General features: G+C 65.8%; 18 protein-coding genes and 4 tRNA genes. 14 read left to right on the plus strand and 8 right to left on the minus strand.

All coding sequences use genetic code 11. From position 1 onward, the window contains the following. The first annotated feature begins 5 nt into the window (after positions 1 to 5). Positions 6 to 452, plus strand: coding sequence for a hypothetical protein (locus tag HH308_RS01995; RefSeq protein ID WP_170192456.1), 447 nt, complete (start codon positions 6 to 8; stop codon positions 450 to 452). A gap of 145 nt (positions 453 to 597) precedes the next feature. On the opposite strand, the gene HH308_RS02000 is transcribed toward HH308_RS01995, so the two are convergent. From HH308_RS02000 to HH308_RS02010, 3 genes are all read right to left on the minus strand, one after another. Beyond that, positions 598 to 672 (minus strand) — tRNA-Val (locus HH308_RS02000). Between the two features lie 26 nt (positions 673 to 698). Next, a tRNA-Cys gene (locus HH308_RS02005) sits at positions 699 to 772 on the minus strand. A gap of 45 nt (positions 773 to 817) precedes the next feature. Beyond that, positions 818 to 890 (minus strand) — tRNA-Gly (locus HH308_RS02010). 238 nt (positions 891 to 1,128) lie between these two features. Here HH308_RS02010 and HH308_RS02015 point away from each other — a divergent pair. Further along, positions 1,129 to 1,200 (plus strand) — tRNA-Val (locus HH308_RS02015). A 51-nt stretch (positions 1,201 to 1,251) separates the two neighbouring features. Here the strand turns inward: HH308_RS02015 and HH308_RS02020 are convergent. Next, positions 1,252 to 1,863, minus strand: coding sequence for a TetR/AcrR family transcriptional regulator (locus tag HH308_RS02020; protein ID WP_170192457.1), 612 nt, complete (start codon positions 1,861 to 1,863; stop codon positions 1,252 to 1,254). Positions 1,864 to 1,976: 113 nt separating this feature from the next. Here HH308_RS02020 and HH308_RS02025 point away from each other — a divergent pair, with 113 nt between their 5' ends. The 10 genes from HH308_RS02025 to pdxS all read left to right on the plus strand — a co-directional run bounded on the left by HH308_RS02025 (position 1,977) and on the right by pdxS (position 13,810). After that, positions 1,977 to 3,452: a carboxylesterase/lipase family protein gene (locus tag HH308_RS02025; RefSeq protein ID WP_170192458.1), complete on the plus strand. Its 1,476-nt coding sequence runs from the start codon at positions 1,977 to 1,979 to the stop codon at positions 3,450 to 3,452. A gap of 20 nt (positions 3,453 to 3,472) precedes the next feature. Then, positions 3,473 to 5,287 carry a flavin-containing monooxygenase gene (locus tag HH308_RS02030; RefSeq protein WP_170192459.1) on the plus strand — a complete coding sequence of 605 codons (1,815 nt, stop codon included), beginning with the start codon at positions 3,473 to 3,475 and terminating at the stop codon, positions 5,285 to 5,287. A gap of 94 nt (positions 5,288 to 5,381) precedes the next feature. Continuing rightward, a complete protein-coding gene (locus tag HH308_RS02035) occupies positions 5,382 to 6,773 on the plus strand; it encodes a glycosyltransferase 87 family protein (protein WP_312870278.1) in 1,392 nt (463 codons plus the stop codon). A gap of 134 nt (positions 6,774 to 6,907) precedes the next feature. Continuing rightward, positions 6,908 to 8,968 (plus strand): threonine--tRNA ligase, encoded by a 2,061-nt coding sequence (gene thrS, locus HH308_RS02040; RefSeq protein ID WP_170192460.1) that lies wholly within the window; start codon positions 6,908 to 6,910, stop codon positions 8,966 to 8,968. Next, the gene (locus HH308_RS02045) at positions 8,965 to 9,519 is read left to right on the plus strand and encodes an ATP adenylyltransferase (protein WP_312870280.1); all 555 of its coding nucleotides are present in this window, start codon (positions 8,965 to 8,967) and stop codon (positions 9,517 to 9,519) included. Before thrS ends, HH308_RS02045 begins: the two co-directional genes overlap by 4 nt. Next, the gene (pgsA, locus tag HH308_RS02050) at positions 9,513 to 10,199 is read left to right on the plus strand and encodes a phosphatidylinositol phosphate synthase (protein WP_170192461.1); all 687 of its coding nucleotides are present in this window, start codon (positions 9,513 to 9,515) and stop codon (positions 10,197 to 10,199) included. Before HH308_RS02045 ends, pgsA begins: the two co-directional genes overlap by 7 nt. After that, positions 10,196 to 11,134, plus strand: coding sequence for a phosphatidylinositol mannoside acyltransferase (locus tag HH308_RS02055; protein WP_312870281.1), 939 nt, complete (start codon positions 10,196 to 10,198; stop codon positions 11,132 to 11,134). Before pgsA ends, HH308_RS02055 begins: the two co-directional genes overlap by 4 nt. Beyond that, positions 11,134 to 12,258, plus strand: coding sequence for a glycosyltransferase family 4 protein (locus HH308_RS02060; protein ID WP_170192462.1), 1,125 nt, complete (start codon positions 11,134 to 11,136; stop codon positions 12,256 to 12,258). The genes HH308_RS02055 and HH308_RS02060 overlap by 1 nt, the downstream gene beginning before the upstream one ends. Further along, the gene (locus tag HH308_RS02065; RefSeq protein ID WP_170192463.1) at positions 12,258 to 12,773 is read left to right on the plus strand and encodes a LemA family protein; all 516 of its coding nucleotides are present in this window, start codon (positions 12,258 to 12,260) and stop codon (positions 12,771 to 12,773) included. Before HH308_RS02060 ends, HH308_RS02065 begins: the two co-directional genes overlap by 1 nt. Before the next feature lie 131 nt (positions 12,774 to 12,904). Further along, a complete protein-coding gene (gene pdxS, locus HH308_RS02070; RefSeq protein WP_170192589.1) occupies positions 12,905 to 13,810 on the plus strand; it encodes a pyridoxal 5'-phosphate synthase lyase subunit PdxS in 906 nt (301 codons plus the stop codon). 153 nt (positions 13,811 to 13,963) lie between these two features. On the opposite strand, the gene HH308_RS02075 is transcribed toward pdxS, so the two are convergent. The 3 genes from HH308_RS02075 to HH308_RS02085 form a co-directional block, all read right to left on the minus strand. Next, positions 13,964 to 14,242 (minus strand): hypothetical protein, encoded by a 279-nt coding sequence (locus HH308_RS02075; protein ID WP_170192464.1) that lies wholly within the window; start codon positions 14,240 to 14,242, stop codon positions 13,964 to 13,966. 131 nt (positions 14,243 to 14,373) lie between these two features. Then, positions 14,374 to 15,186 carry an alpha/beta fold hydrolase gene (locus HH308_RS02080; protein WP_211188028.1) on the minus strand — a complete coding sequence of 271 codons (813 nt, stop codon included), beginning with the start codon at positions 15,184 to 15,186 and terminating at the stop codon, positions 14,374 to 14,376. A gap of 561 nt (positions 15,187 to 15,747) precedes the next feature. Then, positions 15,748 to 16,320 carry a PadR family transcriptional regulator gene (locus HH308_RS02085; RefSeq protein ID WP_170192466.1) on the minus strand — a complete coding sequence of 191 codons (573 nt, stop codon included), beginning with the start codon at positions 16,318 to 16,320 and terminating at the stop codon, positions 15,748 to 15,750. A gap of 538 nt (positions 16,321 to 16,858) precedes the next feature. Between HH308_RS02085 and HH308_RS02090 the strand changes: the two genes are divergently transcribed. Beyond that, positions 16,859 to 17,809, plus strand: coding sequence for a PP2C family protein-serine/threonine phosphatase (locus HH308_RS02090; protein ID WP_170192467.1), 951 nt, complete (start codon positions 16,859 to 16,861; stop codon positions 17,807 to 17,809). Positions 17,810 to 17,818: 9 nt separating this feature from the next. Continuing rightward, complete coding sequence (locus HH308_RS02095) at positions 17,819 to 18,547, plus strand: FHA domain-containing protein (protein ID WP_170192468.1); 729 nt, start codon at positions 17,819 to 17,821, stop codon at positions 18,545 to 18,547. Positions 18,548 to 18,564: 17 nt separating this feature from the next. Here the strand turns inward: HH308_RS02095 and HH308_RS02100 are convergent, their stop codons facing one another. Further along, complete coding sequence (locus HH308_RS02100) at positions 18,565 to 18,984, minus strand: PPOX class F420-dependent oxidoreductase (RefSeq protein ID WP_170192469.1); 420 nt, start codon at positions 18,982 to 18,984, stop codon at positions 18,565 to 18,567. Between the last annotated feature and the right edge of the window lie 22 nt (positions 18,985 to 19,006).

Consider the following 19,006-nt stretch of genomic DNA (forward strand, 5'->3'; position numbering starts at 1 on the left):
TCTCGATGAACCGTGAGCGCCTGATCCGAATCGCCGGCCAACTCGGCGTCGATGCCGAGGAAGCAGGTCGGGCCGCCGACGCGGACGAACCGGTCATCGCCCGCGCTCTGGTGCTGCGCCGGATCTGGAACGAGATCGACGCGCTCAGCGCCAGCACCGGCCTTCTTCAGGCGGTGCCTGCCGGACGCCGGCTCGTCGAGGCCGGAGCCGACGTCGACGACCTACAAGCGCTCACCGCCCACGCGGCCTATGAGATGGCCTTCAGCGTGTTGTTCGGATTGTCCGAAGGCATGGCCGCGGATATGCCGATCGATGCCGCAGACCTTCCCGGCGTCGCGCTGATGGAAATCGACAGTGACGGCGATCTCACCGATCGAAACCTCGTGGGTATACACGAGTCGTTGTTGTCGGCGGATCCGTCCGGGATGCAAGGACACCGGTTTCTGCGCTGACCGCAGGAGAACGTCAAGCCTTGCTGACGTGAGAGCAACATCACATGACGTCACCCGTAGCGCCGGAGGTCTCGAGCATGCGGAGGCGAAGTTGGCAGGCAAACAGAAAGGCACCCCAGAAAGGGTGCCTGAACTGCGATAACGATGGTGCGCGATACAGGGATTGAACCTGTGACCTCTTCCGTGTCAGGGAAGCGCTCTCCCGCTGAGCTAATCGCGCGAGATTATGAAAGTTTATGTCACCGGTGGAGGTGGCGACGGGAATCGAACCCGTGTGCACGGCTTTGCAGGCCGTTGCCTCACCACTCGGCCACACCACCAGTTGCGAGTGGAACTCGCGTGCGAGTCCCGAGGGACCCACTCCGAGCGGATGACGGGATTCGAACCCGCGACCCTCACCTTGGCAAGGTGATGCGCTACCAACTGCGCTACATCCGCATTCCCGCACCTCCCGGGCCGTGTTGGCCTCCTTGGCGGTGCGAGATGAAACATTATCGGATGCGATCTAACTTCGCCAAATCGGCTGGTCAAACCGTGTTTTCGCGTTGAATTGCCTGTCTGTCGGTGACCATCGGATGACTTTTCAACGACATCGCGGGGCGGACGGAGTTGATTTGGTTAATCAGGGGGGACACGTGCTAGTGTTCTGGCTCGTGCACGGGAGTAGTTCCCGTCCGGTCCCATAGCTCAGTGGAAGAGCGCTCGCTTCACACGCGAGAGGTCGCTGGTTCGAACCCAGCTGGGACCACTTTCGAAACCACCTGGTGACAGGTGGTTTCTTCCGTTTCGGGGGAATCGATCATCGTCGACCGGGGAACGCCTCTGCCGTGCCGAGTCCGTGGAAAGTGATCTCGCAGATGATGCGCGCGGTCGCGTCGACGTCGAGTTCGATGCCGCGGAAGTGTGCGTCCATGGCGGCTCCCCAGCACATCCCGACGAACATCGGCGTGGTGATCGCCGGATCGAACGGACGGTGCTCCCACGCGGCGAGATTGCTGCCTACGGTTGCCGCCGTCGCGTCGATGAACGGAACGATCCGCTCGGTGTAGAACGTCCGCCCGGTTTCACGGTCACCGAACAGCATGGTGCCGAACAACTCGATTGTCTCGGAGAACACGCGGAGCACCGATTGGTAGTACGCGTACGTGTACTCGGTCACTCCGACGTCACCGATCGCAAGTCCGGTGGCCTCGGCGAGCAGGCGAGAGGCCAGTTCGTCGAGAGGTTCGACGATCGCCGCCTCGAAGAGTTCCTCCTTGGAATCGAAATGGCGGTAGATCAGCGCCACGTTGACGCCGGCCCGGTCGGCGATGTCGCGGATTCTGGTTCCGTCCGCACCGGACCGCAGGAACTCTTCGCGCGCCACCGCGAGCAACTGCGCGCGTCGATCTGCGGCTGACAGCCGTGCCATGACTTCTCCTCTCGAGTGACCCCAGCCTAGGCATGAGCTCCAGTGTGATTCTTGACACGGGGCGCAAACTAAGTCAACGTTTACTTACTTAGTGCATCACGTTTGGGAGCCTTATGAACATCAGCACCACCCACGGAGTTGTGACCGGTCGTATCGAGAACGCCGTGTCGAGGTATCTGGGGATCCCCTATGCCGCACCGCTGTCCGCGGCGAACCGCCTTCGTCCACCTCGACCGGTGGCTTCGTGGAGCGGAGCGAGGAATGCCCTCGAGTTCGGCCCGACGGTGCCGCAGAACGGGTACGCGCCGCCGTACTCGGGGTTTTTCGTCGAGCCCGACATCCCCGGCGAGGAATCCCTGAACCTGAACGTCTGGGCCCCGGAGTCCGCTCGCGGAGCTCCAGTCCTGGTGTGGATCCACGGCGGCGCCTTTGCTCACGGCTCGGGCGCCGTGCCGCAGTACGACGGGACCGCCTTCGCGAAGTCCGGGATCGTATGCGTCACCATCAACTATCGACTGGGCGTCGAGGGCTTCCTCGACCTCGGCGACGGTGACGTCGCCAACGTCGGCCTGCTCGATCAGCTCGCCGCCCTGCGCTGGGTTCGCGACAACATCGCCGCGTTCGGCGGAGACCCGGCGCGGGTGACGGTGGCCGGAGAATCGGCCGGGGCGATGAGCATCGGCTGTCTGCTGGCCAGCCCGCTCGCCGTCGGCCTGTTCCAGGCGGCGATCCTTCAGAGCGGCGCCGCACATCACGCAATCGGCCAGGACACGGCGCGGGCGGTGGCGGCGCACGTCTGCGACGAACTCGGGATCGAGCTGACTCGTGAGGCTGTCGCGACGGTGCCTACCGCGCGGCTCCTCGAGGTGCTGGGCGCGGTGGAGCAGCAGGTGCAGACGCAGCCCGACTTCACCCGCTGGGGCGAGGTTGCGGCGACACTGATGCCGTTCATGCCCACGATCGACGGAACGGTCGTTCCCCAGCGGCCGCTGGCAGCGATCGCCGGGGGTTCGGCCGCGGGTATTCCGTTGCTGATCGGCACGAACACCCATGAGAACCGGCTTTTCATGGCGCCCACCGGTGTTGTCGATCTCATCGACGAGGCCACCCTCACCGGGGTTGTCGCCGCTTACGGATTCACCGATGCCGGTGCGATCGCCGAGCTGTACCTCGACCCGACCGATCCCTCACCCGGCGCGACCCTCGCGGCCCTGTCGACCGATTGGATGTTCCGAATCCCCGCCATTCGACTGGCCGAAGCGCAGGGCGCCATCGGTGCCCCGACCTGGATGTACGAGTTCGCCTGGGAATCGCCGGTCCAGCGACTTCGGGCCTGTCATGCGTTGGAGCTGCCGTTCGTCTTCAACTCCCTCGACCGCGACGGCTCCGACCTGATGACCGGCCCGGATGCGCCGCAGGCCCTCGCCGGGAGAACCCATGCGGCGTGGGCGCGGTTCATCACCAACCACGACCCCGGCTGGGACCGCTACACCTCCGAGCACCGAGCCGTGCATACCTTCGACCTAGACGACCACACCGCACTCGACCCCGCCCGCGACCAGCGGAAGTCCTGGGACGGACTTCGCTAGAACCCTGAAACGAGACGACGATGACAAACGCCACTCACGACGTGTCAGACATCTACCTTAAGTACGCCGCCGAGCGCGACAAGCGTCTTCGACACGACGGCCTCGGCCAGTACGCCAGGGTCACGAAGGTACTCACCGGCTACGGCGTCGACCCTCACCAACCGGTGCAAGCGCGCGAACCCGTCACCGATCACGTCACCTTCGCCTTCATCGGGGGCGGCTTCGCGGGGCTCACCGTGGGTGCCCGGCTCCACGAGGCCGGTATCGACGACGTGCGATTGATCGACAAGGCCGGGGACTTCGGCGGTGTCTGGTACTGGAATCGGTATCCGGGCGCAATGTGCGACACCAGTTCGCTCATTTACCTGCCGCTGCTCGAGGAAACCTCGTACATGCCGACCGAGAAGTACGCACACGGCCCGGAGATCTTCGAGCACGCCCGGCGAATCGGCCGACACTACTACCTCTACGACAACGCGCTGTTCCACACCGAGGTGCTCTCCGTGGACTGGGAGCAGGATGCGTCGAGGTGGCGCATCACAACCAACCGGGGCGACAGCTTCACCGCCCAATTCGTCGGCGTCGGATTGGGCCCACTGCACGTGGCCAAGGTGCCCGACGTTCCCGGCATCGACTCCTTCGCTGGCGTCTCCTTCCACACCACGCAGTGGGACTACGGGTACACCGGCGGCGACGCCGACGGGGCACCGATGGACAAGCTCGCCGACAAGCGGGTCGGTGTGATCGGGACCGGCGCCACCGCACTACAGGCCGTTCCCGAACTCGCCAAGACCTGCGGCGACCTCTTCGTCGTCCAGCGGACACCCACCTCGGTTGACATCCGCAACAACGCCCCGATCGACCCCGAATGGTTCGAGCAGATCTCGGCGGAACCGGGCTGGCAGCAGGCCTGGCTGGACAACTTCACCGCGAACTGGGAGGCCTACCTGGGCAATGCCGCCGACCACGCCGAACTCGAAGACCTGGTGGGCGACGGCTGGACCGATTTGGGGCGGCGGCTGCGGGATGCCGTCGCCGAGATACCGGCCGGGGAACTGACCGAAGAGCGCTTCATCCAGGCGATGGCGGGCGCGGACCTGTCCAAGATGGAGGAGATCCGTGCTCGCGTGGACGACGTGGTCGCCGATCCCCGAATCGCCGAAGGACTCAAGGCCTGGTACAGCCAGCTGTGCAAGCGCCCGGGGTTCCACGACGACTATCTGCGGGTCTTCAACCAGGACAACGTCCATCTGGTCGACACCGACGGCAAGGGCATCGAACGGATCACCGAGCGCGGGGTCGTGATCAATGGCGAGGAGTTGGAGCTCGACTGCATCATCTGGGCGACCGGCTTCGAATACGCGACGGACTACGCGTCTCGCACCGGTTTCTCGCTGGCGGGCCGCGACGAGGCGACGCTGGCGAAGCATTGGGCCGACGGAATGCGCACAATGCACGGCATGCACATGCGCGGCTTTCCGAACCTGTTCCTGGTGCAGATGTTGCAGGCGGCGTTCCTCGGTTCGAACGTGCCGAGCAATTACGCCGACAACGCGCGGACCATCGCCCAGATCGTCGGGCATGCCCGCGGCGCCGACATCGCAACGATGGAAGTGACCGCCGAGGCGGAGCAGGCCTGGGTGGACATGCTCTACGAGCGCGGGCGTCCGTTCGGCTCACCGGAGTGCACTCCCGGCTACTACAACAACGAGGGATCTGCCGTCACCGATCGGGATCGCTACAACGTCGGCTACCCGGACGGCGCCGGCGCGTTCTTCGCACTGATGAAACAGTGGCGCGCTTGCGGTGATTTCGAGGGCCTGACCTTCTCCTGACACGGGGCGGCGCAAGTGCGGCTCTTGGGCCCCTCGACGAGTCGCTCGCGTTGCTGCACCGCCGTCGCAGACTTGCGGCGTAGGGTGTCAAGGCGTGTCCAGTGACTCGTCAGAGGGCTCGGCCCGGGGTACCGAGCCGATAACGCTGACCTGGTGGATCGTTGCCGGATTTGGAGTTCTTGCCGGTCTGGTCGTGATCTGGCACGCTACCGCCATACCGCTGGACAACCCGTTGTACGGACTGTTCGCGAACTACACCGATCTGCGCGTGTACCAGGCGGGGGGTCGCGCGGTTCTCCACGGTGCGCCCGTCTATGGCGGTCCGTTGCTGTGGCAGCTGGAGTTCACCTATCCACCGATGTCGGCACTGGTCTTCGTGCCGCTCGCGCTCGTGAGCGCGCCGACCGTCGCGGTCGTCTGGTGGTCGGCCACCTATGCGGCGCTCGTTGCCATCATCGTCTTGTCGTTTCGCAGTCTCGGCTACCGTGTCGACGTCAAATTGTGTTGTGCCGCAGCCTTTCTCGGGATCGCGGTGACCGCGCTGGAGCCGGTGCGCTCGACGATCTGGCTGGGTCAGATCAACGTGTTCCTCGTCTTGATGGTCGTTGCGGACCTGGTTGGCCGACGCCCCGGTGCGTCGTCGGGACGATGGCGGGGCGTCGGTACCGGACTGGCCGCCGGACTGAAACTGACGCCCGGATTCTTCCTCGTGTACTTCGCGGTGACCCGCCAATGGCGCACGTGCGCCACCGCCGCGGCGACGCTGGCCGCCACGATCGCGGTCGGATTCGCGGTGATCCCGCACGACGCCTGGCAGTACTGGACGCATGATCTCGCCGGGTCCCAGCGGGTCGGCCGCGCCGATTCACCGGCCAATCAATCCATCCACGGATTTCTTTCCCAGTTGCTCGCGTACTTCGACATTCGACGATTCCTCGTACGTCAGGAATTCGGTCCGCCGGCGTTCGACGCACCCAAATGGATGTGGATGAGTGCGGCGCTGGTCGTCGCGGTGCTGGCGCTGTGGGCTGCGGCCGTCGCACACCGCTCGGGCCGCGAACTCCTCGCGGTGACCATTGTCGGTATGACGTCGTGTGCCGTCTCTCCGTTCGCCTGGGGACATCACTGGGTGTGGTTCGTGCCGCTACTGGTGGTGGCGTTCGACGTCGTCTACCGCAGCCGGCTTGCGCGCGACCGCAACTGGTGGTGGCGCCTGATCCTGCCGATCGGGGTCGTCGCGCTGAGTTTCACCTACGTGTACAACTGGTTCGATTCGGGCAGGCACCTCACCTCCGACCACATCATCGGATTGGGGTTGTTCATGATGCCGCGCAACCCGGCGTCGAACTGGTGGAACATCCCGCCGACCCTGTTGTACGCCGGCGGCTATCTGTTGGTGCTGGCGGCGACGGTCGTGCTCACGGTGCTCGACGCGCGACGCACCCGCGTCGCCGACGACGCCGAGCCCGCCGATTCGACGCGCTAGAGCGCCCACTCGCGCCGGAGGGCGGCGCACGTCGTGTCGGTGTGCGCGGATAACATACTTGCCAGGCATCGTCGTCGGCGATGTGAATTCCGCCGCGCTCTCCGCGCGGCCGTCGTGTGCAAGGAGTGTTACCAGTGCCCGAGGACCAACTAGTCACCAGCGCAGCCACGATCCGTGTGCCGGCCGGGACTACCGCGGGCACCGCGCTGCGCGAACTCGACCTGCCCAACAAGGGGCCGCAGGCGATCGTCGTCGTGCGCGACGCCGACGGGAAGCTGCGCGATCTGTCGTGGGCGCCCGACGCCGATACCGACGTCGAGCCGGTCGCCGCCGACACCGAAGACGGTCGCAGCGTCATCCGGCATTCGGCCGCACATGTCCTCGCGCAGGCCGTGCAGGACCTCAACCCCGACGCCAAGCTCGGCATCGGCCCGCCGATCCGCGACGGCTTCTACTACGACTTCGACGTCGCCGAGCCCTTCACCCCCGAGGACCTGACGGCACTCGAGAAGAAGATGAAGCAGATCATCAAGTCGGGCCAGCGCTTCTCGCGGCGCGTCTACGGCTCACTCGAGGAGGCCAAGGCCGAACTCGCCGGCGAGCCGTACAAGCTCGAACTCGTCGACGACAAGGGTGCGGGCGACGACCCCGAGGTGATGGAAGTCGGCGGGGGAGAACTCACCGCCTACGACAACCTCAATCCCCGCACCGGGGAACGCATCTGGGGCGATCTGTGTCGCGGCCCGCATGTGCCGACCACCAAGTACATTCCGGCAGTCAAGCTGACCCGGTCGTCGGCGGCGTACTGGCGCGGCGATCAGAACAACGCCGATCTGCAACGCATCTACGGCACCGCGTGGGAATCGCCGGAGGCGATGGAGCACTACTTGGCGATGCTCGCCGAGGCCGAGAAGCGTGATCATCGAAAGCTGGGGCTCGAACTCGACCTGTTCTCCTTTCCCGACGAGCTCGGCTCGGGGTTGCCGGTGTTCCATCCCAAGGGCGGCATCATCAAGCGTGAGATGGAGGATTACGTCCGCGCCAAGCACATCGAGAACGGCTTCCAGTACGTCGGGACGCCGCATATCTCCAAGGAACATCTGTTCCACCTGTCCGGGCATCTCCCGTACTACTCCGAGGGCATGTTCCCGCCCTTGCGCGTGGACGAGGAGCGCAACGAGGCGGGGGAGATCACCCGCCAGGGCCAGGACTATTACCTCAAGGCGATGAACTGCCCGATGCACAACCTGATCTTCCGGTCCCGCGGGCGGTCGTATCGGGAACTGCCGCTGCGACTGTTCGAGTTCGGTCACGTGTACCGATACGAGAAGTCCGGTGTGGTGCATGGGCTGACCCGCGTTCGCGGGTTCGCTCAAGACGACTCGCACAGCTATGTGACGCCCGAACAGGCCGCCGACGAGATCCGTCACCTGCTCGACTTCATTCTCGGGCTGCTGCGTGACTTCGGTCTCGACGAGTTCTACCTGGAACTGTCCACCCGCGACGACTCGCCGAAGTTCGTCGGCTCCGACGACCAGTGGGCGCAAGCGACCGAGGTACTCGCGCGCGTCGCGCAGGAGTCGGGCCTGGATCTGGTCCCGGATCCAGGAGGCGCGGCCTACTACGGACCGAAGATCTCCATCCAGGCCAAGGATGCGATCGGCCGTACCTGGCAGATGTCGACCATCCAGTACGACTTCAACCAGCCCGCCGGCTTCGACCTCGAATACACTGCGTCCGACGGCACCAAGCAGCAGCCGGTGATGATCCATTCTGCCAAGTTCGGCTCCATCGAACGCTTCTTCGGTGTGCTGACCGAGCATTACGCGGGAGCGTTCCCGGCCTGGTTGGCGCCGGTGCAGGTAGTGGGCATCCCGGTGGCCGAGGCTTTCGGCGACCATTTGCAGGAGGTGGCCGAACTGTTGCAGCGTAAGGGGATTCGCGCCGAAGTGGATCATTCCGACGATCGCATGCAGAAGAAGATCCGCAACCACACCACGCAGAAGGTGCCGTTCATGCTGCTGGCCGGTGAGCGCGACGTCGAGGCGGGTGCGGTGAGCTTCCGCTTCCGCGACGGTACCCAGGTCAACGGGGTACCGGTCGCCGACGCAGTCGAGCAGATCGCCGACTGGGTGGCCGCACGACGCAACGAATCCCCGACGGCGGAACTGCTGGCCGGACAGGCGCAACCGTGACCGGCGTCGACGACGAGATACGCGACAGCGGGCCCGGGTCGCCCGACCACCTGCAGCGGTTGTGGTCGCCTCATCGGCTGACCTACATCACCTCCGAGCCGGCGGCCGCGAAGTCGACTGGGCACCCGTTCCTCGATATCCCCACGATGTCGGACGAGGACGGACTGATCATCGCGCGCGGCGAGACCGTGTACGCGGTGCTCAACCTCTACCCGTACAACCCCGGCCATTCGATGATCGTGCCGTATCGGCAGGTCGCGGATCTGGAAGCGCTGACGCCTGCCGAATCGTCGGAGTTGATGGCGTTCACGCAGCGGATCATCGCGGTGATCAAGCAGGTGTCCAATCCGGACGCGTTCAACGTCGGGCTGAACCTGGGCCGCTCGGCGGGCGGCTCGTTGTCCGAGCACCTGCACCAGCACGTGGTGCCGAGGTGGGCCGGTGACGCCAATTTCATCACCGTCGTCGGCGAGACCAAGGTCATGCCGCAGCTGCTGCGCGACACCCGCGCGCTGCTCGCGCAGGCATGGCAGGATCAGACTTCGTGCTGAGTATTCTCGGGCGAGCGTCGGTGTCGAAGGTGACATTGCCGATGGGGCGGGCGTTGCTGCGCACCGGGCTGACCCCGGATGCGGTGACCGTGATCGGAACCGTCGCGTCCATCGCGGCAGCGCTGACCCTGTTCCCGACGGGTCACCTGTTCTGGGGAACGATGGTCATCTGGCTGTTCGTCATGTTCGACATGCTCGACGGCGCCATGGCCCGCGCGCGTGGCGGCGGTACCCGGTTCGGGGCGGTCCTCGACGCCACCTGCGACCGCATCGCCGACGGCGCGATCTTCGCGGGTCTGGCGTGGTGGTGCATCGTGACCCAGCCGCACCAACTGCTGTTCGTCGCGACGCTGATCTGTCTGGTCACCTCCCAGGTGATCTCCTACGCCAAGGCCCGCGCCGAGGCGAGTGGGCTCAACGGCGACGGCGGCCTCATCGAACGACCCGATCGCCTGATCATCGTGCTCGTCGGCGCGGGTGTCACCGGCTTGGGACTGTGGTGGGCGATCCACGTGGCCATGTGGCTGCTCGCCGCGGGCAGTGTGATCACCGTCGGGCAGCGGATGTACTCGATCGCGCAGTCACCGGGCGCGCGAGACCTAATCCCGACGGCTGCTCCGGCGAGCGACTCCACCGACGACCCCGCGACCGGTCCGCCCCATGAAGCGGGAGCCCAGTGAGGATCCCGGGAGTGGGGGCGGTGTCGGAGACCCTCACTGATGTCGGCTATCGCGCCGGGTGGGCGGCCGTACGCTATGCGCCGGACTCGTTCGCACGCAAGGCGTTCGGCGCCGCGGGCGGCTACTTCGGCAGGCGCGACGGCGGTCCGGATCAGTTGCGGCGTAACCTCGCCCGCGTCCTCGGCGTCGTACCGGAGGCGGTTCCCGACGACCTGATGGCGCAGGCGATGGCGTCCTACGCTCGGTACTGGTACGAGGCCTTCCGGTTGCCGTCGATGAATTTCGCCGAAGCTGCTGCGAACGTCCACATCACCGACGAGGACGTCGCGCGATTCACCGCGGAACTCGACAAGGGCAAGGGCCTGATCTTCGCCCTCCCGCACAGCGGCAACTACGACATGGCCGGGGTGTGGCTGGTTCAGCACTTCGGCAGTTTCTCCACGGTCGCCGAGCGGCTCAAACCGGAGTCGTTGTTCCGGCGATTCCTCGAGTATCGGGAGAGTCTGGGCTTCGAGATCTTCCCGCTGACCGGTGGCGAGCAGCCGCCGTTCGGGCAACTCGCCGACCGGCTGCGCGACGGCAAGATCATCTGTCTGATGGGGGAGCGCGACCTCACGCACAAGGGTGTGCCGGTGACGATGTTCGGCGAACGGACCCGGATGCCGGCCGGTGCGGCGAAACTCGCCATCGACACCGGCGCGGCGTTGATGCCGGTCCACCACTGGTTCACCGACGGCCCGACGTCGCGGCTGCAAGTCGGCGACGCGCTGGACACCTCCGGCGGCGTCGAGGCCACCACCGCGCGGCTGGCCGCCGAATTCGCGAAGAACATCGCGGCTCACCCGGCGGATTGGCATATGCTGCAACCCTTCTGGGAGGCGGACTGGTCGGCGGAACGGCGTCGCCGACTCGCCGTCGCCGAGGGCGGATCCTGATGAAGATCGGGATGGTCTGCCCGTATTCCTTCGACGTTCCCGGCGGCGTGCAGGCGCACGTCGTTGAGTTGGCCCAGGTCTTCATCGAACGCGGCCACCAGGTCAGCGTGCTCGCGCCCGCGGGCGTGCAGACGGTCCTGCCCGACTACGTCGTCTCCGCCGGTCCCGCCCTGGCGATCCCCTACAACGGGTCGGTGGCGCGAGTGAACTTCAGCCCCACCGGCTACCGCCGCCTGCGACGCTGGATCGACGAGAACCAGTTCGACGTCATGCACGTCCACGAGCCCAACTCGCCGTCGATTTCGATGCTCTCGCTCATGGTGGCCGACGGCCCGATCGTCACCACCTTCCACACCGCGACCACGAAGTCGTTGTGGCTCAGCACTTTTCAGAGCATTCTGCGCCCGTATCACGAGCGCATCTCCGGCAAGATCGCAGTCAGCGAGCTGGCCCGACGCTGGCAGATGGAATCGCTAGGCTCCGACGCGGTGGAGATTCCCAACGGAATCAATGTGCCGATGTTCGCCGACGCCGCACCCCTCGACGGTTACCCGCGGGCCGGGGGCACGGTGTTGTTCCTCGGCCGCTACGACGAACCCCGCAAGGGCATCGACATCCTGATGCGCGCGTTGCCGCGCGTCGTCGAACAATTTCCCGATCTGCAGGTGATCGTCGTCGGCGGCGGCACCGAGAAGGCGCTGCGACGCCGTGCCGGCGAACTGTCGAAACATCTGGTGTTCCTCGGTCAAGTCGACGACGAGACCAAGGCGCGCGCGCTCGCGTCGACCGACGTCTACGTCGCTCCGAATCTCGGCGGTGAGAGTTTCGGCATCGTGTTGGTCGAGGCGATGGCCGCGCGCGCGGCGGTGATCGCCAGTGACCTCAATGCGTTCGCACGCGTCCTCGACGGTGGGCGAGCCGGGAAACTGGTCACCACCGGATCCGGTGAGGCACTCGGCAGTGCGCTGATCGAGTTGCTCTCCGACGACGCGGCGCGTGGCGAACTCGTCGAGTCGGCGTTCGCGCACGCCTGGCGCTACGACTGGTCGCGGGTCGCCGATCAGATCATGCGCGTCTACGAGACGGTCACGCTCGGTGCGGGGCCAGTCGAGGTCGTCGCCTGATGGGCATCGTCGTGGTGCTGATCTGCCTCGGCGTCGTCGTCGTGGCCGCGCTCGGCTGGGCCTACCGAACAGCGCATCGTCTCGATCGGCTCAACGTCCGCGTCGATCTGGCCAGACAATCACTGCTCGCGGCACTGGATCGGCGGGCCGTCGTGGCGCGAACCATCGGTGCGGCGCTTCGCGACGGGTCCGACGCCGCGCGAGCCGAGATCGGTCGCGAGCTGATGGTGGCGGCCGACCTGGTGGAGAGCGTCGACGAGGCCGACCGCGAAACCGCCGAGAACCAGCTGTCGTCGCTGCTCGGGCAGATCGGGGTGGGTGCACGGCCGGTCGCTCTCGCGACCGAACTCGCCGACGCCGAGACCCGCGTGATGATCGCCCGGCGGTTCTACAACGACGCTGTCCGCGACACGCGCAACCTGGCGTTGCGGCGTCCGGTTCGGTGGCTGCGGCTGGCCGGACGGGCCGCGCCGCCCCGCTACTTTGAGATCATCGAGCGTGTAACTCCCCGGTAGCCACGTCCGCTGGTGAACGGCGCGCGACGCTGGCCTAAACTGGTCGGGTACCGAGCTGTCTTTATTGATTCAGGAGTTTCACAGTGAGCGATATCCAGTCAGGCGCCCAGCCCGGACCGGACACCCCGACCATCCTCGGCGCCGACGGCGGCACCGGCGGCGCGGGAACGGCCCGAGTCAAGCGCGGAATGGCTGAAATGCTCAAGGGCGGTGTCATCATGGACGTCGTCACTCCCGAGCAGGCGAAGATCGCCGAGGATGCCGGCGCCGTCGCGGTGATGGCGCTCGAGCGGGTGCCCGCCGACATCCGAGCGCAGGGCGGCGTCTCGCGGATGAGCGACCCGGACATGATCGACGGGATCATCAACACAGTCTCCATCCCGGTGATGGCGAAGGCACGCATCGGCCACTTCGTCGAGGCGCAGATCCTGCAGAGCCTCGGCGTCGACTACATCGACGAATCCGAAGTTCTCACCCCGGCCGACTACGCCAACCACATCGACAAGTGGCAGTTCACCGTGCCTTTCGTCTGTGGCGCAACGAATCTCGGTGAGGCGCTGCGTCGTATCACCGAGGGCGCCGCGATGATCCGCTCGAAGGGTGAGGCGGGCACCGGCGATGTGTCCAACGCGACGACGCACATGCGTAAGATCCGCGACGAGGTCCGCCGCCTGACGTCGCTTCCCGAAGACGAATTGTATGTTGCCGCAAAGGAATTGCAGGCACCCTACGACCTCGTTGTCGAGGTCGCCAAGGCGGGCAAGCTGCCCGTCACGCTGTTCACCGCCGGTGGCATCGCGACCCCGGCCGACGCCGCGATGATGATGCAGCTCGGCGCCGAGGGTGTCTTCGTCGGATCGGGAATCTTCAAGTCCGGCAACCCCGAACAGCGCGCGGCGGCCATCGTTCAGGCGACCACCTTCTACGACGATCCCGATGTGCTGGCCAAGGTGTCGCGCGGTCTGGGTGAAGCGATGGTCGGCATCAACGTCGACGAGATCCCGCAGCCGCACCGGCTGGCCGAGCGCGGCTGGTAATCGCCATTTGACCAGGTGAACAGGCCCACGCTGCGGAGTTTCGTAGCGTGGGCCAGATTCTTTCGGAGATGCCGCTGTGGTGAAGGGCCGTGGTCCAAAGTGGGATCGCCGCGTACAGGTCGACCCGGGAACGCGGCTGCGTCATCGGTGGCACTACTGACGTAGCACGCCGTGGGCTCGACTTTCGGCACCGGGCCACCGCCTGGGAATGGTGATCGCATGCGAACACAGTCCGGAATCAGTGGCCCTACCGAGGTGCCTGGTCATGTGCTGCGCAGGCTTCGGTGGGCGGTGCTGGGGCGGCCCGGAGTGCGGGGTATGACCGCCGACGGAGCCGATGAGCAGCGAGTACGCCAGGTCGAGTCCCACTGAAGCCCAGGTCAGTACGACGGCCCGACCTTGCGTGGTGACGAAGATGTTGGTGACGAGCATGCCAGGATCAGGTCTGTGATGCCGTCGACGACATCAACCTCGACACTACCTGTCCGCCCCGTGTCCCTGGCGCGACGAAGATCTGCTTGCGCGGTGCCTAATCGGTCTTCCCGCAACACCTCGCGGGCCCCTTAGTGTTCGCTGCTGAAGAACCGTAGCAACAGCGGGCCGACGATCTGTGGGTCGACGACGTGATCCGGCCCCTTGAGGGTCTTCCGTTGAGCGTGGGGTAGGAGGTCTGCAAGTTCGTCGGCAGCGCGATCGAAGAAGTCCGGGGGCAGGCCTGCCATGTAGGGGACCGTGATCGGTCCTCCGGTAGTGACCAGGACCGGTTGGGTGACCGTTGCCAGTCGATCGGCCGGCACCTGGTAGTGGTTGAGGAAGAGGCTGTCGTGGACCAGTGTGGGCGCGAGGGCGACCGAATCCGCCCAATGCGCCGTCTGCTTGCCTGCCGCTTTCCTGGCCGCGATGTTGTCGTCGGAGGCGCCGGTCATGCGCATGAACAGTTCGAGAACCTCCTCGTCTCGCCCGGCGTCGAAGGCGTGTCGGGTGTCTGCTACGTACTCCTCGAATCGCGGGCGGATGTCGTCCCCGACCGCGTACGGCACCTCCCACACGGCGATCGTGTCGATGGCTGACCCGGCCGCGGCGGCTTCCAGCGCCAGAGCGCCACCAGAGGACGCCCCGAACAGGTGTGCCGAGCCGCCCGCCTCCGCGATCAATGCGTCCAGGTCCTCGATCTCCCTTTCCACGGCGTAGGGCTCGGTGAAGCCGCTCGCGCCGCGTCCCCGACGGGCATAGTTGTAAACCGTGAAGTGCTCGGCGAGAGCAGGTATCAAGGGAGCGTTCTCGGCTCCGGCGTCCTGTGCGCCGCCTACCAGGACGACAGCCGAGCCGCTTCCCTTCCGGTCGTAGGCGATGGTGGTGCCATCGTTTGACGTCACGCGAAAGGCCATCTCGTTCATCTCACATCTCCGTTCGAGAGGTTTGTCTCAGCGCCTGAGCAGCGTGCCGACGACGGCCTCGGTGCGCGACCACCGCGCCCTTGCGATCACGGCCGCCACGACGAGAAGGGGGAGCGGCAGCCAAGAGCTCTGCTCGAACACGAACTGATCGGTGATGACAGCACAGGTCAGCAATGCCGCCAACCCGAGACTGGCCAGGCCCGCCAGAGACGGGATCAGAGTCCAACCCCTCCCGCGACCTCCAGCGCTCCGACCAGGTACCCGAGCCACTGGCCAGCCCCGATGTCGGCGAACATGTCCACCATGACCGGGTCGCCGGCGAGCTTCGAGATTTCCGCCGCCGGCGATTATCGCCGCCAGCACGACTTGCAGAATCCAGACCCCGATGCTGCTCGCCCGCCCGGGTGTGCGCAACGGTTTCCGAGCTGTTCTTGGGGATGACGCTCATTGAGCTCTCCTTGCCGCGTCCGGACGTAGCTGGCTAGTCAACTTTGATTACTCGCCTAAAGTACACAAGGATGAGCGTCTAGTCAAGGTTGATTAGGGGACCGTTCGCCACGAACCCGGATCATCGGCCATGGTGTAGGCGCCCTCAGCCAGTCGTTTGCTCAGGCTCTTCGCCCACTCCAGTTCGGTGCGTGCGTGTCCCGCCCACAGTTCGGCCTGATCGCGGACGTGTTCGGGAATGTCGGGGTTCGGGTGCTCCCGCCACTTGGTCTGCTCTGCGAGCTCCGCTTCTAGGCGCGCGACCCGCTCGTTAACGTGCGCGATGGCATCTGTCCTGGTCAGCATGGGCAACATGGCGATGGACGCGTCGAGCATGGTGGGGTCATGGGTGCGCCGCAGACCGTCGCGGACCAGTTCGACTATCTCGTCACGTCCCCGAGCTGTCGCGCGATACAGAACGCGATCCGGCCCGGAGCTGCCCGGCTCGGCGTGCTCGGTGAGGAGGCCATCCGCCGCCGCCTTCTTCAGCGCGTGATAAATCGAGCCGGGCTTGATATTCGCCCAAATGTCCGCACGCCAGGTCTGCAGTTCGGACCGCACCTGGTAGCCATGCGCGCCGCCGGAGAGATGCACGATACCGAGTACCAGGAGCTTCGTCGCCGACATACGCCCACCTCCGCTCAATCTGCTCGGACTCGCTCCGCTTGCGCGCCCGCCAGGGTCGTGTCAACTCCCGCCAACACTAGGGTGCCCTCCTGGTCCGGGTGGTGTCAGCACTGACCTACAAGACGGTGCTGGTGAAGACCTCCAATTCCACACGCTCGACGAGCGAGGGCAGCGTCCGGCTCGTGTCACTGGCTGCTCAACTCGTGATTGGAGTAACGACGTCATGCCCTCACGCGCTTAGTTCGTGATGTCCGTATCGCGGCACAGGGTCGCGATGTTCCCTATCGGGACCGGGTCTTGATTGCGCACCATGCCCGATGCCCGCGCCGAGTGTGCGCCGAGATACCCTTGTCGGCATGCGTGTAACTTCGCCAAACGCGGTTCAGCTTGGAGTTTCGCCCACTTTGGACCATGGCATCGACGTCGACGAGATCCCGCAGCCGCACCGGCTGGCCGAGCGCGGCTGGTAATTCATTCGTGCTAGTTCACCGTGGTAATACGCCGGTGTCGACCCTCGGATGAGTAGGATCTGCTGATCATGACAGCGGCACAAATCGTGCGAGACGACACTGCAACCGGATCCGATGTCGTGGGGGGGCTGCGACTGGACTGGTCGGTGTCGTGCAACGTCGGACGGGTACGCGAGGCAAATGAGGATGCCGCCCTGGTTCTGCCGGGGCGGTATCTGCTCGCCGACGGCATGGGCGGCCACGAGAGCGGCGAATTGGCCAGTGAAGCAGCGCTGCTCGCGCTGTCCGAGGCTCCCGTCTACGACGAGCAGGACGCCACCCGCGACAAGCTCGACGAGCTGCTCCGCTCGGCGCAGCGGGCCATCAGCGACATCGATTCGGAGAGCACCCGCCGCGCGGGCACCACCGCCACGGGTGCCGTGCTGGTGACCTACTCCGACGCACCGCACTGGCTGGTGTTCAACATCGGCGACTCGCGCACCTACTGCTCGCGCGGCGGCCTGCTCGAACAGGTCACCATCGACCATTCGCAGGTTCAAGAATTCGTCGACGCCGGGTTCATGACGGCGGACCAGGCCCGCATCGATCCACGACGCAATGTCATCACCCGGGCCCTCGGCGCCGGGATGTCGGAGCCGCAAGCCGACTTCTTCGCCTTCGAAACCGAACCCGGCGACAAACTGCTGATCTGTTCCGACGGCCTCACCGGCGAGCTGCCCGACGAGGAACTCAGCGAACTCCTCAACGCTGCGGCCACCCCCGAGGCGGCCACCACCGCATTGGTCGACGCCGCGCTCGCGCTCGGCGCGCACGACAATGTCACGGTGATCGTGGTGTCGGTCGCCGACGACGCCGACGATGTCTCGAGCACCGTCGTCGACGAGGCGGCGACACTGAATTTCGAAGCGGTCGACGACACCACCGTCACGGACGCCTCGGCGGTCGATGACACCGACGTCGACGACGGAAATGGCAATCAAGGAGAATCTGCGGCCTCCGACGGCACGCGGGAGGGATGAGTCGACCTGATGGTGCCGGACGGGATAGATGTCGAGACCTACGTCGAGTACTGCGGTGAGAGGTTTCCGCTGTCGCCGCAACAGCGGTTCTTCATCGGCCGCGAAGCCGACCTCTCGGTAGACAACAACCCGTACCTTCATCGACGTTTCCTCGTTCTGCACTTCGAGGGCGGCATGTGGTGGCTGTCCAACCTGGGCTCGCACCTGTCGGCCAGCATCTCCGCGGGCGACGTCGGATTCTCCGGCGTCGTCGGGCCGGGTGCCCGGATGCCGCTGGTGTTCGGCAAGACGACGGTGGTGTTCACCGCCGGGCCCACGACCTACGAGCTCGACGTCTACGCGGGCGCTCCCGGTGTCGACGAAGTGACTCAGCCGTACATCAACATCGGTCAGACGACGGTGGGGGTGCCGAAGCTGACCGAGTCGCAGAAAGTGCTGATCGTCGTGCTGGCAGAACAGATTCTGCGTCGCGACGGCACCGGATCGAGTGCGATTCCGTCGTCGGCGCAGGCCGCCGCACGGTTGGGGTGGTCGCTGACCAAGTTCAATCGCAAACTCGACAACGTCTGCGACAAACTCGATCAGCTGGGTGTGTCCGGCATGCGCGGCGGCGGAGGCAAGCTCGCCAGCAACCGTCGCACGAAGCTCGTCGAGTATGCGATCGCGTCGCGGGTGGTCACCCGTGACGACCTGCCGCTCATCGACGAAGAGGCACAGCGCAACGCACAGGGTATGTAAACGCCTGCGCCGCCGGCCTATTCGCCGCGTAACCCCGCTGAGCCCAGTACCCGGGACACCGTCACCTCGATGACGACCCGACGGGGATTGGGCTTGGGGCGGCGGTAGCGCGCCGCGTACCGGTCCTCGGCGTCGCGCACCCGATCGGGCTCCCGGCTGACCCGTGCGGGCCCCTCCAGCGTGAGCCAACGCGCGCCGTCGACGTGCGTGAGCGACGCGTACCCGCCGCGTTCGACGTTGCGAACCTTCTGGCTGCCATCGAATGTGATGACCCGGGCGAGGGCCGTGGCGGGATCGTAGGTGAAGCCGACGGCGACGACATGCGGGGTACCGTCGGCCCGGACGGTACCCAGGGTTCCCAGGTGGCGTTCGGTGAGGAAGTCGAGGGCCTCGGGGGTGAGGTCGGCCGTGTTTCGGTGCCGTGGGGTTCGAGTCACCGCTTCACGTTAGTGCCCGGAT

The sequence above is a fragment of the Gordonia asplenii genome (assembly GCF_012933505.1).
Lineage (GTDB): Bacteria > Actinomycetota > Actinomycetes > Mycobacteriales > Mycobacteriaceae > Gordonia > Gordonia asplenii.